This window comes from Catenulispora pinisilvae (assembly GCF_015356865.1).
GTDB classification, from domain to species: Bacteria; Actinomycetota; Actinomycetes; order Streptomycetales; family Catenulisporaceae; genus Catenulispora; species Catenulispora pinisilvae.
Genome location: NZ_JAAFZA010000016.1, coordinates 68,767 through 86,087 on the forward strand (window position 1 = coordinate 68,767; position 17,321 = coordinate 86,087).

Consider the following 17,321-nt stretch of genomic DNA (forward strand, 5'->3'; position numbering starts at 1 on the left):
GGGTCGTCACGAGATGCCTAGCTCTTTGCCGATGAAGTCGAAGACTTCGTCGTCGGTCGAGTCCTCAAGCCGGTCGGCGACCGACGGGGCCGAGTCGGCCGCCTGCTTCCACCGGGCCGCGACCGCTTCCAGCCGGGCCGCGATCCGGGAGCCGTCGGCGCCCTGCGGGTCCAGGCCGGACAGCAGCGCCTCCAGCCGGTCGAGCTCCGAGAGCACGGAGGTCCCGGACTCGGCGTCCTGCACCAGTTGCTCCCGGACATGGGTTCCGAGCGCCGCCGGGGTGGGGTGCTCGAACAGCGCCGTGGCCGGCAGCCGCAGGCCGGTGACCGCGTTCAGCCGGTTGCGCAACGCCACCGCGGCCAGTGAGTCGAAGCCCAGGTCGCTGAACGCCCGGCCGGGCTCCACGGCGGTGCCCGAGGTATGCCCGAGGATCGGCGCCGCCTCCGCCCGCACCAGGTCGATCACGATCCGGTCCTGCTCGGTGCGCGGCCGTCCGGTCAGCCGCCGGACCAACTCGGCCCCGGCGTCGGCGTCGGCCGGTCGCGGCGCGTCGTCCCGCTCCCCGGCGGCCATCGCCGCCGCGGCCTCGGGGACCCCGGTGATCAGGGGGCTGGTCCGGCGCATGGTGAACGCCGAGACGAACGCGGCCCAGTCCATGTCGGCGACGGTGAGCAGCGCCTCGCCGGCGGCCACGGCCTGGTCCAGCACCCGGACCAGCGCGGCCGGGTCCATGAGCCGGATGCCGCGACGGGCCAGGCGTTCGGCGCTGTCCGGGTCGGTCATGCCGCCGCCGCCCCACGGGCCCCAGGCCACCGAGGTCGCGGGCAGGCCGCGCGAGCGCCGGTTCTCCGCGAGCGCGTCCAGGTAGGTGTTGGCCGCCGAGTAAGCCGGCTGCCAACCGCTGCCCCAGGTGGCGGCGATCGACGAGAACAGGATGAAGGCTTCGAGGTCCAGGCCTGCGGTCAGCTCGTCGAGGATCGCGGCGCCCGCCGCCTTGGCACCCAGCACGGCCGCCAGTTCCTCGGTCGTGGTGTCGGCGAGCGCGGTGGCCTGCACGACCCCGGCGGCGTGGACCACGGCACTGAGCGGGACGCCGGTGGCCGCGATGTGCTCCAGCAGCCCGGCGGTCCGGTCGCGGTCGGCGACATCGCAGGACACCACCTCGACCGCGCTGCCCCGGGCGGCCAGGCCCGCGGCCAGCCGGGCGAGGCCGGAGGCGGCCGGACCGGTCCGGCCGGCCAGCACGATCCGGGGCGCCCCGCGCTCGGCGAGCCAGTCGGCGACGTGCCCGCCGGCGGCGCCGGTGCCGCCGGTGAGCAGCACCGTTCCGCTCGGGGACCAGGGTTCTGCGACAGCCGGGCGGGGCACGGCGCGGGTCAGGCGGCGGCCGAGGATCCCGGCGGTGCGGATCGCGAGCTGGTCCTCGTCGGCGCAGCCGCCGGCCAGGACCCCGCACAGGCGGGTGGCCACGGAGACGTCGAGGGACGCTGCCGACGGCACGTCGACCAGACCGCCCCAGCGCTCCGGGTGCTCCAGCGCCACGACCCGGCCCAAGCCCCAGATCTGAGCCTGCGACGGGCTGGTCAGCCGCTCCCCCGCGCCGGTGCTGATCGCACCGGAAGTGAGGAACCACAGCGGGGCCTCTACACCGCTGTCGCCCAGCGCCTGCACCAGCACCTGCGAGGCGGCGATACCGAAGCCGACCCCGATCGATCCGGTCAGCGGGGACTCGTCCCATGCCAGCAGGCTGAGCACGCCGGCCGGCGGTTCGTCGCGATCGGCCAGCACGGCCTCGATCCGCGCGGCGAGGGTACCGCGGCTGACGTCCTCCGGGCCGACCGCCAGGGTGAGGACCTGCGCGCCCCGGCCGGTCAGGGCGGCCACCGCCGCCTCGGCCGACTCCGCCCCGGCCCGCGCCGGGGTGACCAGCAGCCAGGTCCCGGACAGCACCGAAGCCTGCGGCTCGGGCACCGGGGCCCAGGTGAGCCGATAGCGCCAGCCGTCGGTGGCCGAGCGGTCCCGGGACCGGCGCCGCCACGCGGCCAACGCCGGGACGATGTCGCCGAGCCGATCGAGGTCGTCGACGGCCAGGGTGTCGGCCACGGTCTCCAGATCGGCGTTCTCGACCGCGGTCCAGAACCGCTCGTCGACCGGATCGGCCGCACCGGACGGCGCCGATACCGCGGGCTCGTCGGGCCAGTAGCGCTGACGCTGGAAGGCATAGGTCGGGAGGTCGACGGTGCGACCCGCGCCGATCACCGCCGGCCAGTCGATCCCGATCCCCGCGACGAACGCCGCGGCGAAGGCCCGGATCAGCCGCTCGGCGCCGGGGGCCTCGCGCTCGACGGTGCCGGTCACCAAGCTCAGCTCGTGATCGGTCTCTTCCGCGGTCTCGCTGATCGCCGTCGTCAGCACCGGGTGCGGGGAAACCTCGATGAAGGACCGGTAGCCGTCTGCGGTCAGCTCCCTGATCGCGTCGGCGAAGCGGACCGTGTCGCGGACGTTCGCGAACCAGTAGCCGCCATCCAACTCAGAGCCCTCAAGCCACTGACCGGTCACGGTCGACAACATCGGGATCCGAGCCGCCCTCGGCTCGATCCCAGCTAGCCCTTCAGCCAGCACACTCTCCAGCGCGTCGGCTCCAGCCGAATGCGCGACGTAATCGACCACCGGCAGCCGCCACCGCAGCACCCGCTGCTTAGCCAACTCCGCCTCGAAAGCGTCCACCGATGCCGGGTCGCCCGAAACGACTGTCGCAGCAGGCGAGTTCACCGCCGCGATCGCCAACCCCTCGCGACCGGTGATCAGCTCCCTGACGCGATCCTCAGGCATCACCACGGACAGCATCGCGCCCGTGGCATTCAACGAGGACAGGGCACGCGAGCGAATGACAACGACCCGCGCCGCGTCCTCCAACGACAGCGCACCGGCGACCGTCGCAGCAGCGATCTCACCCTGCGAATGACCGACCACCGCATCCGGTATGACCCCGGCTGCCTCCCACACCGCAGCCAGGGAAACCAGAACCGCCCACAGCACCGGCTGGAAAACCTCAGCCGCATCAAGCGAAGGCGCACCCTCAGCCCCGGCCACCACGTCCAGAAGGGACCACGACACCAGCGGGGTCAAAGCCGCCGCACACTCCGCCATCCGCGCCGCGAAAATCGGCGACGTGTTCAACAACTCACGGCCCATACCCGCGAACTGCGCCCCCTGACCCGGGAACACAAACACCGACCGGCCAGTCCCGACAGTCGGCATCACACCGGAGACCACAGCATCAGCACCCTGACCGGTGGCCACCGCGGCCAACGACTCCGAGCGCGCCCCGACCACCACAGCGCGGTGCTCGAACACCGACCGCGTCGCCGCCAATGAGAAGGCCACATCCCGCGAGTCAAGCTCCGGCCGCGCCAGCACGAACTCCCGCAGCCGGCCAGCCTGCGCCCGCAACGCCGCTTCAGAACGCCCCGACACCACCCACGGCACCAGACCATCGCCGAGCACCACCGGAACCGGCTCCGCCACAATGGCAGCCGCGGCGCCCGCCGAACCGTCTGCGTCCGCGGCCTCGTCGTCCTCGCGGACCCCGGCCGGGGCCTCTTCCAGAATCACGTGCGCGTTCGTGCCGCCGATTCCGAACCCTGACACCCCGGCCCGCCGCGGACGCTCCCGCGGCTCCCAGCGCACCGCCTCGGTCAGCAGCCGGACGTTCCCACTGGTCCAGTCGACGTGCGGCGTCGGCTCGTCGGCGTGCAGCGTCTGCGGCAGCACGCCATTGCGCAGCGCCATCACCATCTTGATCAAACCGGCGGCACCGGCCGCGGCCTGGGCGTGGCCGATGTTCGACTTCACCGAACCCAGCCACAGCGGCCGGTCCTCCGGCCGGTCCTGGCCGTACGTCGCCAACACCGCCTGCGCTTCGATCGGGTCGCCCAGCGAGGTGCCCGAACCGTGCGCCTCGACCACGTCCACATCGGCCGGGCCGACGCCGGCGTTGCGCAGCGCGGCCCGGATCACCCGCTGCTGCGAAGGACCGTTCGGCGCCGTCAGACCATTCGACGCACCGTCCTGGTTCGTCGCACTACCCCGCACCACAGCCAACACCCGGTGACCGTTACGCACCGCGTCCGACAGCCGCTCCACCACCAACAGCCCGGCACCCTCGCCCATGCCCATGCCGTCGGCCGCCGCGCCGAAGGACTTGCTGCGGCCGTCCGGCGCCTCACCGGCCTGCCGTTCGCGGGTGAAGCCGAACCAGGTCGGGCTGGCGAACACGGTCACCCCGCCGACCAGCGCCATCGAGCACTCGCCGGAACGCAGGGCCTGGCCGGCCAGGTGCAGGGCCACCAGCGACGACGAGCACGCGGTGTCCACGGTCACCGCCGGCCCTTCGAACCCGAAGGTGAAGGCCACCCGGCCGGACAGGACGCTGGTGGCGTTGCCGCTCACCATGTTTCCCTGAAGGCCCTTGTCCGCCAGTCCCGGGACGCCCCGGTTCAAGGCGTCCTGAAGTCCTGTCCCGTAGCCGGAGAAATAGCCGCCGACGAAGACACCGGTCCGGCTGCCGCGCAGCGATCGCGGCGCGATTCCGGCCCGCTCCAGCGATTCCCAGGCGACCTCCAGCAGCAACCGCTGCTGCGGATCCATCGCCAGCGCCTCACGCGGGCTGATCCCGAAGAACGCCGGATCGAAGCCCGCCGCGTCGTAGACGAACCCGCCTTCCCGGATATAGCCGGCCTCCGGCTGATCGGGCCCGTCGAGCTTGGCCAGATCCCAGCCGCGGTCCAAGGGCAGACCGGCGATGGCGTCGGTACCGGTGGCCAACAGGTCCCACAGGTCTTCCGGGCTCCGGACGCCGCCGGGGAAGCGGCAGCCCATCGCGACGATCGCGAGCGGTTCGTCGCTGGCCGCCGCCGGAAGGTCAGCTCCGGCCGCGGCACCCGCCGCGGGATCGTCGCCGAACAGTTCAGTGCGCAGATACGCGGCCAGCGCGGTCGGGGTCGGGTAGTCGAAGACCATTGTCGACGACAGCTTCCGGTCGGTCAGAGTCCTGAGACGCTGCCGCATCTGGAGCGCCGTCAGCGAGTCGATCCCGAGCTCGCCGAACGCCCGATCGGCACCCACGCCGTCCGCGGAGGAGTGGCCCAGCACCGAAGCCGCCTCGGCCCGCACCAGGTCGGTGAGCACCCGCTCCTGCTCGGTCCGCGACTTCCCGGCCAGCGACCGGGCCAGCTGGCCGGCCGAGGGCGCAATCGAAGCGGTACCGGACGCCCGCGCGGCACGCAGCGCGTGGGCGGCCTCCGGCAGGTCGCGGACCAACGGCCCGGCGTGCGGGGCGAACCGGGGCCAGTCCACGTCCACCACGGCCAGGGTGCGGTCCCCGGCGGTCAGCGCGCGCCCGAGGGCCGCGACCGCCAGCGCCGGATCCAGCTCCGGCAGCGGGCCCGTGCTCAAGCGCCGGCGGACCGCCGCGCTGGCCTGGGCCATCCCGGCGTCCGCCCACGGGCCCCAGGCCACGGACAGCGCGGCAAGGCCCTGCGATGCTCGCTGTTCGGCCAAGGCGTCCAGGTAGGCGTTCGCCGCCGCGTAGTTACCCTGTCCGGCGCCGCCGAACGTGGCCGCCGCCGAGGAGAAGAGTACGAACGCGTCCAGGTCGTGGTCGGCGGTCAGCTCGTGCAGGTGCGTGGCGCCGGCTGCCTTCGCGGCCAACACAGAAGCCAGACGCTCGGCGTCCAGGCCGTCCAGCAGACCGTCGTCCAGGACACCGGCGGTGTGCACCACGGCGGACAGCGCACCGCCGCGCGCCACCAGTGCGGCGGCCTGGTCCCGGTCGGCGATGTCGGCGGCGGTGACCTCGATGTCGGTACCCTGTGAGGCCAGCCCGGCGACCAGGGCGGCCACCCCGGCGGCCCGCGGGCCCGAGCGGCTGGTCAGCATCAGGTGCCGGGCGCCCTCGGTGGCCAGCCAGTCGGCGACGTGCCCGGCCAGCGCACCGGTGCCGCCGGTGATCAGGACGGTGCCGCGCGGCGACCACGATGTGCCGCCGTCGGCCCCGGCGGTCCCGGCGGCGCCGACCCGGATCAACCGGCGGGCCAGGACACCGGCCGCCCGGACGGCGACCTCGTTCTCCTCGCCGCCGGCCAGCACCCCGCACAACCGGGCCGCGGCCCGCTCGTCGAGTACGGCCGGCAGATCGACCAGGCCGCCCCAGCGATCGGGGTGTTCCACGGCCGCGACCCGGCCCAGACCCCAGACCTGGGCCTGCAACGGGCTGGCCAACACTTCGGCGGGATCGGTGCTGACCGCACCCTGGGTCAGCAGCCAGAGCGGGGCCTCGACACCCGCGTCGCCGAGCGCCTGGACCAGGCTCAGGGTGCCGAACAGGCCGGAGGGCACCGCGGAGTGGTCGGCCAGCGGCGTCTCGTCCAGCGCCAGCAGCGACACCACACCGGCGACGCCGTCATCGAGCGCGCCGGCGGCCCGGCTCAACCGCTCGGCCAGTACCCGGCGATCGCCGTCCGCGGCGACCACGACGACCCGCGCGCCCCGGTCGGACATCGCCGCCGACACCGTCTCGGCCACGGTCCCGGCCGACTCGTCCGCGCTCGACGGAACCGCGACGATCCACGTCCCGGTCGGCACGGTGGTGTCCGGTTCCGCGACCGGCGACCACGACACCTGATACCGCCAGCCGTCCGTCACCGCGCGGCCCTGCTTACGACGCCGCCACGCGGCCAGTTCCGGAAGCACCTCGCCGAAGGGCCGGCGCAGATCCATGTCGAGCGTGTCCGCCAGCGCGTCGCCGTCACCGGCGTGGACCGCGGCCCAGAACGCGTCGTCGGTGTCTTCCTGCCCGACAGCGGCACCGGTCGCGGCGTTGGGCTCGGGCCAGTAGCGCCGGTTCTGGAACGGATACGTCGGCAGATCGACCCGCTCACCGGAGCCGAGCGCCGCCGACCAGTCGACCGACGCCCCGCTCGCCCAAGCGCGGCCCAGTCCGGTCAGGACGGTGAGCGCGCTGTCATAGCCGGGGCGCAGCAGCGGGATGAACCCGGCGCCGTCGAGTGTGTCGGAACCCAGCACCGACAGGGTGTTGTCCGGGCCGATCTCGACGTACAGATCGATGTCCAGACCGGCCATCGTCGTCACCGCGTCGGCGTACCGCACCGCGCCGCGAGCCTGGTCGGCCCAGTACGCGCCGTCGCAGGACTCGATGACGGCGCCGGTGGCAGTGCTCACCCACGGAACCGACGACGAGGAGAAGGAAAGCGTGTCGGCGAGCTGCGCCAACTCGGCCAGCATCGGGTCCATCCGATGCGAGTGGAAAGCGTGGCTGACCCGCAGCGACCGGGTCCGCACGCCGCGCTCGGCGAACTCCGCGACAAGTGCGGCGACGGCTTCCCGGTCCCCGGAGACCACCGTGGCCGCCGGACCGTTCACCGCCGCGACGCAGACCCCTTCGATACCGTCCACCGCGGCTCGCACGTCGGCCTCGGTGGCGGCGATCGAGGCCATCGCGCCGCCGGCCGGCAACGCCTGCATCAGGCGGCCGCGCGCGGCGACCAGCGCACAGGCGTCGGCCAGCGACAGCACCCCGGCCGCGTACGCGGCGGCGGCCTCACCGACCGAGTGACCGGCGACCGCCGCCGGACGCAGCCCGACCGCCGCCAGCACCTCGACCAGCCCGACCTCGACCGCGAACAGCGCGGCCTGGGCGTAAACGGTCTGATCCGCGAGCTCCTCGGCGTCCTCGGCGGTGCCCAGCGCGACCTCGCGCACCGGCAGATCGAGGTGGCCCGCCAGCAGCGCGCACGCCTCGTCGAAGACGGCGGCGAACACCGGCGAGGCCGCGTGCAGCCCGGCCGCCATCCCGGCCCGTTGCGCACCCTGGCCCGCGAACACGAAGCCGACTCGGGCGGTGCCGCGCGCCACGCCGCTGGGCACCCGCGCGCCGTCACGGCCGTCGGCGACCTCGGCCAGCCCGTCCCGGTCGAAGACCACGGCCCGGTGCTCGAACGCCGAGCGGGTGGTGGCCAGCGACCACGCCACGTCCGCGTCATCGGCGTCGGGGTTCAGCCGCAGGCGCTCGCGCAGCCGCGCGGCCTGGGCCCGCAAGGCGTCCGCCGACCGCGCCGACAGCACCCACGGGAGCGCCCCGGACACCACGGCCGGGACGGCTTCCGGCACGGCGCCCGGGTCGTCGTCGGCCGGCGCGGGCGCCGGATCCTGCGGCGCCTCCTCAAGGATCACGTGCGCGTTGGTGCCGCTGAGCCCGAACGAGGAGACCCCGGCCCGCCGCACCCGCTCCGGTCCGGTCGGCCAGGCCACCGGCCGATTCAGCAGCCTGACGTTCCCGGCCGTCCAGTCCACGTGCGACGACGGCGTCTCGGCGTGCAGCGTCGGCGGCATCTCCTGCCGGCGCAACGCCATCACCATCTTGATGACGCCGGCCGCGCCGGCCGCCCACTGCGCGTGGCCGATGTTCGACTTCACCGAGCCCAGCCACAGCGGCCGGTCCTCGGGCCGGTCCTGGCCATAGACCGCCATCAGCGCCTGGGCCTCGATCGGGTCGCCCAGCGGGGTGCCGGTGCCGTGCGCCTCCACGGTGTCCACCTCGGCGGCGGCGACCCCGGCCCGGGTCAGCGCGGCACGGATCACCCGCTGCTGGGAGGGGCCGTTCGGGGCAGTCAGACCGTTGGAGGCGCCGTCCTGGTTGATCGCGCTGCCGCGCACCACCGCAAGGACCTGATGCCCGTTGCGGCGCGCGTCCGACAGCCGCTCGACCAGCAGGACGCCGACGCCCTCGGCCATGCCCATGCCGTCGGCGGCGTCGGAGAACGCCTTGCTGCGGCCGTCCGGGGCCAGGCCCCGCTGCCGGGAGAACCACACGAACCAGTCCAGCGACGGCATCACCGTGACCCCGCCGGCCAGCGCCAGATCGCACTCCCCGTCGCGCAGCGACTGGCAGGCCAGGTGCAGGGCGACCAGCGAGGAGGAGCACGCGGTGTCCACGGTCATCGCCGGACCCTCAAGCCCGAGCAGGTAGGACAGGCGGCCGGACAGCACGGCGGCGGCGGTTCCGGTGCCGCGGTGGCCCTCGAGTTCGTCCGGCAGGCCCTGGCCGTAGTCGGTCGCGGTGGCTCCGACGAAGACCCCGGTGCGGCTGCCGCGCAGCGCGGCCGGATCGACGCCGGCCCGTTCGAGGGTCTCCCAGCCGGCCTCCAGCAGCAGCCGCTGCTGCGGGTCCATCGCCAGCGCCTCACGCGGGCTGATGCCGAAGAAGTCGGGGTCGAAGTCGGCGACGCCGCGCAGGAAGCCGCCGCCGCGGGTGTAGTGGGTTCCGGCGCGGTCGGGATCGGGGTCGTAGACGCCGGCCGCGTCCCAACCCCGGTCCGTGGGGAAGCCGGAGGTGGCGTCGACTCCGGCGGCCACCAGGTCCCACAGATCCTCCGGGCTGGACACCCCGCCGGGCAGCCGGCAGCCCATCCCGACGATCACGATCGGGTCGTCGGCGGCGGCGAGCGCCGTCGGTTGCGCAGCCGGCGTCGGGGCCGGCGCGGGAGTCTCGGCGACCAGCCGGGTCAGCAGGAACTCCGCGACCGCCGTCGACGTCGGGTGGTCGAACAGCAGGGTGGCGGGCAGCCGCAGACCGGTCACGGCGCCGATCCGGTTGCGCAGCTCCAGGGCCATCAGCGAGTCGAAGCCGAGCTCGCTGAACGCGCGGACGGCGTCCACGTCGGCGGCGCCGGCCAACCGCAGCACCCCGGCGGCCTCGGTCCGGACCAGGTCGGTGACGATCCGGTCCCGCTCGGCGCCGGTCACCCCGGCGAGCTGCCGGGCCAAAGCGCTTCCGGCACCGGGTGCGGCGCCGACGGCCGCGTCCGCGGTCTCGGCGGTCTCGGCGACCTCCGGCAGATCGGCGATCAGCGGGCTCGGCCGGCGCAGCGTGAAGATCGGCGCGAAGGTGGCCCAGTCGATGTCCGCGACGGTGACCGGGTCCTCATCGGTGTCGATGACCTCGCCGAGGATCTGGACCAGCGCGGCCGGATCCATCGGCCGCACACCGCGCCGTCGCACGTGGTCGCTGCCGGACTCGCCGCCCAGACCGCGCCCGGCCCACAGCCCCCAGGCCACGGACGTGGCGGGCAGGCCGCGCGAGCGCCGGCTCTCGGCGAGCGCGTCGAGGTAGGCGTTGGCCGCCGAATACCCGGGCTGGAGACCGCTGCCCCAGGTGGCGGCGATCGAGGAGAAGAGGACGAACGCTTCCAGATCGCGGTCCGCGGTCAGCGCGTCGAGCAGGGCGGCGCCGTTGGCCTTGACGTCCAGGACGTCGGACAGCTCCCGCGCGGTGGTGTCGGCGAGCGGGGTCTCCTGCAACACACCGGCGGCGTGCAGCACCGCGCTCAGCGGCGGGCCGTCCGCGTCGATCCGGTCCAGCAGTGCCGACAGCTGCTCCCGGCTCGCGGTGTCGCCGGCCAGGACGTCGACCGCGGTCCCGCGGTCGGCGGTCGCGGCGGCCAGGCCCGCGACGCCGTCGGCGAGCGGGCCGGTGCGGCTGGTCAGGACGACGCGGGGCGCGGCCCGGCCGGCGAGCCAGCCGACCACGTGCCCGGCGACGGCTCCGGTTCCGCCGGTGATCAGGACACTGCCGCGGGGAGTCCAGCGCCGGCCGACGTCGCCGCGCTTCCCGGCGCGGACCAGGCGGCGGGCCAGGACGCCGGTGGCGCGCAGCGCGAGCTGGTCCTCGCCGTAGCCGGCCAGGACGCCGCGCAGACGGCCGGCGGTGTCGGCGTCGAGCCCGGGCGGGAGGTCGATCAGGCCGCCCCAGCGGTCCGGGTGCTCCAGGGCCGCGACCCGGCCGAGGCCCCAGGTCTGGGCCTGGGCCGGGGACGTGAGGTCGGCGGTCCCGGGCGCGGCGACCGCGCCGGAGGTCAGGACCCACAGCGGCGCGCTGACGCCGGCGTCGCCGAGGGCCTGGATCAGTGTCTGGGTACCGGCCAGACCAGCCGGGGTCTGGCCGAAGCCCGGGAGCGGGCGCTCGTCCAGGGCCAGCAGGGACAGGACGCCGGCGGCGTCTTCGAGGTCGAAGGCGGCGAGCGCGGCGGCCAAGGCCTCGCGGTCGCTGAGGACGGCGTCGTCGGCGCGCAGGACCTGGACCCGACCGCCGCCATCCGTCAGTGCCCTGACGCACTCGTCGAGCCGGGCGGCGGCCTCGGCGGACGCGATGACGAGCCAGGACCCGGTCGCCGGACTCGGGCCGGGGTCGGGCATCGGGACCCAGGACGCCTTGTAGCGCCAGCTGTCGGTGGCTGCGCTGTCGGACGGACGGCGCTCGGTGGTGGTACGCGGCCAGTAGCGCTGACGCTGGAAGGCGTACGTCGGGAGCTCCACCGCCTGGCCCTCGCCGATCACCGCCGGCCAGTCGATGCCGAGCCCCGCGCCGAACGCGGCCGCGAAGGCCCGGACCAGCCGGTCGGCACCGGGGTTCTCGCGCTCGACGGTGCCGGTGAGGAGGTTCAGTTCGTGCCCTGCGTCCTCGACGGTCTCGGAGACCGCCATCGTCAGCACCGGCTGCGGGGAGACCTCGATGAAGGAGCGGTAGCCCTTGCCCGCCAGAGTCCGGACGGCATCGGCGAAGCGGACCGTGTCGCGCACGTTCGCAAACCAATAGCCGGCGTCCAACTCGGGACCTTCAAGCCACTGGCCGGTGACCGTCGACACCATCGGGATCCGGGCCGGCTGCGGCTCGATCCCGGCAAGACCTTGCGCAAGCACGCCTTCAAGCGCGTCCGCGCCAGCCGAATGCGCGACGTAGTCGACCACCGGCAGCCGCCACCGCAGCACTCGCTGCTTCGCCAGCTCCGCCTCGAAAGCGTCCACCGACTCCGGGTCGCCGGACACGACGGTCGCGGCGGGAGAGTTCACGGCCGCGACCGCTAGCCCATTGCGACCCGTAATGAGTTCCTTGACGCGATCCTCGGGCATCACCACCGACACCATCGCGCCCGCGGCGTTCAACGAGGACAGGGCGCGCGAGCGGACCACCACGATCCTGGCCGCGTCGGCCAAGGACAGCGCCCCGGCGACCGTGGCCGCCGCGATCTCACCTTGAGAGTGACCCACCACCGCATTCGGCGTGACGCCCGCGGCCTGCCAGACCGCAGCCAGGGACACAAGAATCGCCCACAGCACCGGCTGGAAAACCTCAGCCGCATCAAGCGAAGGCGCACCATCGGTCCCGGCCACCACATCCAACAGCGACCACGGCACCAACGGAGCCAACGCCGCTGCGCACTCCGCCATCCGCGCCGCAAAGACCGGAGACGACTCCAACAACTCACGACCCATACCGGCGAACTGCGCACCCTGACCCGGGAAGACGAACACCGCCCGGCCGGTCCCGGCAGTCGGCATCGCCCCCGAGACCACCGCATCGGCAGCTTGACCGGTCGCCACCGCGGCCAGCGATTCGGCGTAGGACCCGAGCACCACGGCCCGGTGCTCGAACACCGACCGCGTCACCGCGAGCGAGTGACCCACATCCCGCGGATCCAGCTCCGGCCGGCCCAGCACGAACTCCCGCAACCGACCGGCCTGCGCGCGCAGCGCGGCCTCGGAACGCCCCGACACCACCCACGGCAGCACCGAGGAGTCCGCGATCACCGCCGGAACCGGCGGCTGCGTGGCGACGGCCGGGGAATCGGCCGAGCCGGTCGCGGCCCGCGCGGTCTCCTCCGCCGCGCCGACCCCCTCAGGCGGCACGCCGGTCTGCGCGTTCTCTTCCTCCGGAGCGTCCTGGGCCGGGGACTGATTCTCCGCCGGCGCCTCCTCCAAGATGATGTGCGCGTTGGTCCCGGAGATCCCGAAGCCGGACACCCCGGCCCGCCGCGGGTGCTCGCCGACCGGCCAGGGCCGGGCCTGGGTCAGCAGCCTGACGTTCCCCTCGGTCCAGTCGGCGTGCGGCGAGGGCACGTCGGCGTGCAGCGTCCGCGGCAGGAGCCCGTTCTGGAGCGCCATCACCATCTTGATGACGGCCGCGGCGCCCGAGGCGGCCTGGGCGTGGCCGATGTTCGACTTGATCGAGCCCAGCCACAGCGGCTGGTCCTGCGGCCGGTCCTGGCCGTAGGTCGCCAACAGCGCCTGCGCCTCGATCGGGTCGCCGAGCGTGGTGCCCGAACCGTGGGCTTCCACTACGTCCACGTCCTGCGTGCGCAGTCCGGCCTTGGCCAGGGCGGCGCGGATGACCCGCTGCTGCGAGGGGCCGTTCGGCGCGGTCAGACCGTTCGACGCGCCGTCCTGGTTGGTCGCGCTGGCGCGCACCAGCGCCAGCACCTGGTGGCCGTTGCGGCGGGCGTCCGAGAGCCGTTCGAGGACGACGACACCCGCGCCCTCAGCCCAACCCGAACCATCCGCCTCCGCACCGAACGACTTGCAGCGGCCGTCCTCCGACATCCCGCGCTGCCGCGAGAACCCCACGAAAACCGTCGGGGTCACCATCACGGTCACCCCGCCGGCCAGGGCCATGGTGCAGTCGCCGTTGCGAAGCGCCTGGCAGGCCAGGTGCAGGGAGACCAGCGCCGAGGAGCACGCCGTGTCCACGGTCACCGCGGGCCCTTCGAAGCCCAGGGTGAAGGCCACCCGGCCGGACAGGACGCTGGTCGCGGTCCCGGTCACGAGGTGGCCCTCGGTGCTCTCGTCCTCTTGCGCCAGGGTGGCGCCGTAGCCGGAGGCGAACGCGCCGGCGAAGATGCCGGCGCGGGTGCCGCGCAATGAGGTCGGCTCTATGCCGGCGCGTTCAAGCGCTTCCCAGGACACCTCCAGCAGCAACCGCTGCTGCGGGTCCATCGCCAGCGCCTCACGCGGACTGATCCCGAAGAACGCGGGATCGAAATCCGCCACGTCGTCGAGGAATCCGCCGGAGCGGGTGTACGTCGTGCCCGGGTGGTCGGGGTCGGGGTGGTAGAGCCCTTCCACATCCCAACCGCGGTCGAGCGGGAATCCGGATATGGCGTCCGTCTCTTGTTCGACGAGACTCCAAAGATTGTCCGGGCCGCGGACACCACCGGGATAACGGCAACCCATTCCGACGATGGCTATGGGTTCTTGGTGGCGTTCCTCGTATTCCGCGAGCCGCTGCCGCGTCTGCCGCAGATTCGCGGTGACCAGCTTGAGATAGTCGCGGAGCTTTTCTTCACTGGCCATGAGTGGACGCCGCCCCCCGGGGTTGACAGAAGCCATGCGGTATCAGTGCTCTGGTACTGGTGGTGCGGCGCCACGCTGGAGCCCGCCGAGCCCCCCGGTCGGCGGACCGGCGTGCTACTCCTCGGCGAGCGCGTCCACCAGGTCGCCGGCGGCCTCGTGCTCCGCGGCGGGCAGGTGGGCCGGCTGGGCCGGGACGTTCAGACCCGGGATACCCAGGTCCGGCACCGCCTTGACGGCGGCCAGACCCGACTCGATGGCTTCCTCCAGCGACTGCGACTTAGTGTCGTCGAAGTCCAGCCGGGCCACCGGCACCGAGGCGTCGGTCGGCAGCGTGTCCGTGCCGAACTCCGCCTGCTCGCAGCCGGCCTCACGCAGGGTATTGATTTCCGACTTGCTGATCTTCCGGCTCAGGATGAGCGAGAATTTGAATCCCACGGCCAAGCACCCCTCAAGGTCGCAATTCGATTCGGGCCGATGTCGCCGCCGACGCTTGTGTGCTTAAAAGAAGCAATGGAGGGCAAGCATTCATCGGGGCAGTCGGTTAATCCGCCGTGAGGAGGCTAGCGCCACCGGCGCCGGCCGTGCACGGGCTCGTTCAACTGATCCGAATAAGTGTTCAACCGTACAAATTCTTCACCCCGCCCCCGCCCGGCTTCGCAGGATTCTGATATGCGGGGTCCGGCGAGCGGTTCTGCCCGCTCAGCGGGCCCCGGCGGGCAGTCGCAGGAGCCGGTCCGGCCGGTGTTCAAGTGCTGGGAGGTAGCAGTTGGACACAGCCGGGCGCGCCGGGCCGCGCCGGTGTTCACGCCGCGGGTCCTGAACAGATGGACATCCCCCCACAAGGAAGGCGAATATGGCTGCGACCGTGAGGTCGCCGCGATGCGTGGGTCGGGCCCGGCGCACTCGCTCTGACATCGCGCGCCCCGGGAGCGCTGTCGGCTCGAATCCCGGATCACCCTTGATGTATCTGCAAAGGAGCCTGTCTTGCGGACCTCGCCCGCGACCGCCACCGTCGCCGAGCAGCCACCGCCGACGCCGGATCGCCTGGCACGCACGCTCCGCTGGGCCCGCTGGCCGGTCTTGCTGATGTGGCTGGTCGCCCTCGTGATTCTGGCCCCGTTGTCCGGCGTGACGGCCGACGACACCGCGCAGGCCAATCTCCCGGCCAGCGCCGCGTCCACCAAGGTCGCCGAGATCCAGAACGACTCGTCATCGAACCGCACGGACGACGTCGTCGTGGTCTTCGTCGACAACAGTGGCCTGACAGCGAACGACAAGACCGCCGTCGACGCCGCGCAACACGCGGTGAGCGCCCTGGTCGGCCCGTCGCTGCGGTTGACCGCCCCGGGCGCGCCACAGAACGCCGACGGCAAGGCGATGCAGTTCACCGCGCACGTCCAGACTTCCCAGGCGGACCTGAGCAGTGCCGACACCGCCGCGGTCAAGGCGGTCCGCGCCGCGGTGGCCGGGCCGGTCGCCCAGGCCGGGGACGGCTTGCAGGTGGCGGTGACCGGAGCGGCGGCGATCACCGCGGACAACGGCCTGGGCAACCAGAACGCGCTGCTGCTGACCGCGCTGGTGATCGTGGTCGTCATCCTGCTGCTGGTCTATCGCAGTCCCCTGCTGTGGGTCTTCCCGCTGCTGGGCACGCTGGCCGCGCTGGTGCTGGCCAAGGCGGTGACGCACGGCCTGACCAACGCCGGGGTCACCGTCACCTCGCTGTCCACGGCGATCCTCACCGTGCTGGTGATGGGCGCCTCCACGGACTACGCACTGCTCCTGGTCCACCGATATCGCGAGGAACTCAGGGTCCAGACGACACCGGCCCAGGCCATGGCGATCGCGCTGCGCCGCACCCTGCCGGCGCTGGCCGCCTCGGCGGCGACGGTGATCTGCGCCATGCTGTGCCTGCTGGCCGCGCGGTCCTCGGCCCTGCACGGGCTGGGTCCGGTCGCCGCGGTGGCGATCGGCGCGGTGCTGCTGGCCCAGCTGACCCTGCTGCCGGCGCTGCTCCTGGTGGTCGGCCGAGTCGGATTCTGGCCGCTGATCCCGCGGCCCGGCAAGCCGGGCGCCGACGGGTCCCGGATGTGGAACGCCGTGGGCACCCGGGTGTCCAAGCGCCCGGCCCTGGTGGCCGCGATCTCGGTGGTACTGCTCGGTGCGGCCTGTTTCGGGCTGGCCGGGCTGCGCACCGACAACAACCCGATCTCCCTGATCAAGGGCCAGGCCGGCAGCGTCGTCGGCGAGAAGATGGTCAACGCGCACTATCCGGCCGGCGAGATCGCCCCGCTGACGGTGCTCGTCCCGCCGGCCCAGGCCGCCGACGCGCTCAAGGCGGCGCAGAGCTCGCCGAACGTCCAGTCGGTCCAGGCCTCGGACCCGGTCGGCGGCTACTCGACGGCCTCGGTGATCCTGAACGTCCCGCCGTACGAATCCAGCGGATACACGGCCATCAAGGACCTGCGCAGCCGGTTGGCCACCGCGGCGCCGGGCGCACTGGTCGGCGGCGGGCCGGCGGTGCAGTACGACACCAGCCAGGCCGCCAGCGCGGACTCCAAGATCCTCATCCCACTGGTCCTGATCGTGGTGCTGCTGATCATCTCCATTCTGGTCCGGGCCCTGGTGGCGTCGATATTGCTGGTGGCCACCACGGCGCTGAGCTTCGCGGCCTCCTTCGGCCTGGCCACCCTGTTGTGGCACGCCCTCGGCTACCCGGGCATCGAGGCCCAGCTCCCGCTCTACGTGTTCGTATTCCTCGTGGCACTGGGAGTGGACTACAACATCTTCCTCATCGGCCGCATCCGCGAGGAGGCCAGGGACACCGACATCCGAACGGCCACCCTGCGCGGGCTCAGCGTCACCGGCGGGGTGATCACCGCCGCCGGCGTGGTGCTGGCCGCCACCTTCGCGGCCCTGTCACGGCTCCCGTACGTCCCGGTCGCCCAGGTCGGCACCGCCATCGCGGTCGGCGTCCTGCTCGACACCCTGCTGGTGCGCACGGTGCTGGTCCCGGCGGGGCTGCTGATGCTCGGGGATCGGTCGTGGTGGCCGTCGCGGCCGGCGCACCGGGTCGGCGAGGCCGGGCATGGTGGTGACGCTCGCGCGCGGAAGGTGGC

The 17,321-nt window shown here is 73.3% G+C and carries 3 protein-coding genes; 1 reads left to right on the top strand and 2 read right to left on the bottom strand.

Annotated features, from left to right (window positions below; all coding sequences use genetic code 11):
- Positions 1-6: 6 nt before the first annotated feature.
- Together IZR01_RS07075 and IZR01_RS07080 are read right to left on the bottom strand one after the other, a co-directional pair.
- A complete protein-coding gene (locus tag IZR01_RS07075) occupies positions 7-14,205 on the bottom strand; it encodes a type I polyketide synthase (RefSeq protein ID WP_194923340.1) in 14,199 nt (4,732 codons plus the stop codon).
- Positions 14,206-14,319: 114 nt separating this feature from the next.
- Entirely contained in the window at positions 14,320-14,640 is a 321-nt protein-coding gene (locus IZR01_RS07080) for a hypothetical protein (protein ID WP_194897514.1), read from the bottom strand.
- 549 nt (positions 14,641-15,189) lie between these two features.
- Between IZR01_RS07080 and IZR01_RS07085 the strand changes: the two genes are divergently transcribed.
- Positions 15,190-17,321: MMPL family transporter (locus IZR01_RS07085; protein ID WP_194923341.1), on the top strand; the 2,132-nt coding region annotated here is incomplete at its 3' end.

Bases quoted from the DNA above. Each gene is read 5' to 3' on its own strand.
- IZR01_RS07075 (WP_194923340.1), bottom strand. From the start codon at position 14,205: ATGGCCAGTGAAGAAAAGCTCCGCGACTATCTCAAGCTGGTCACCGCG.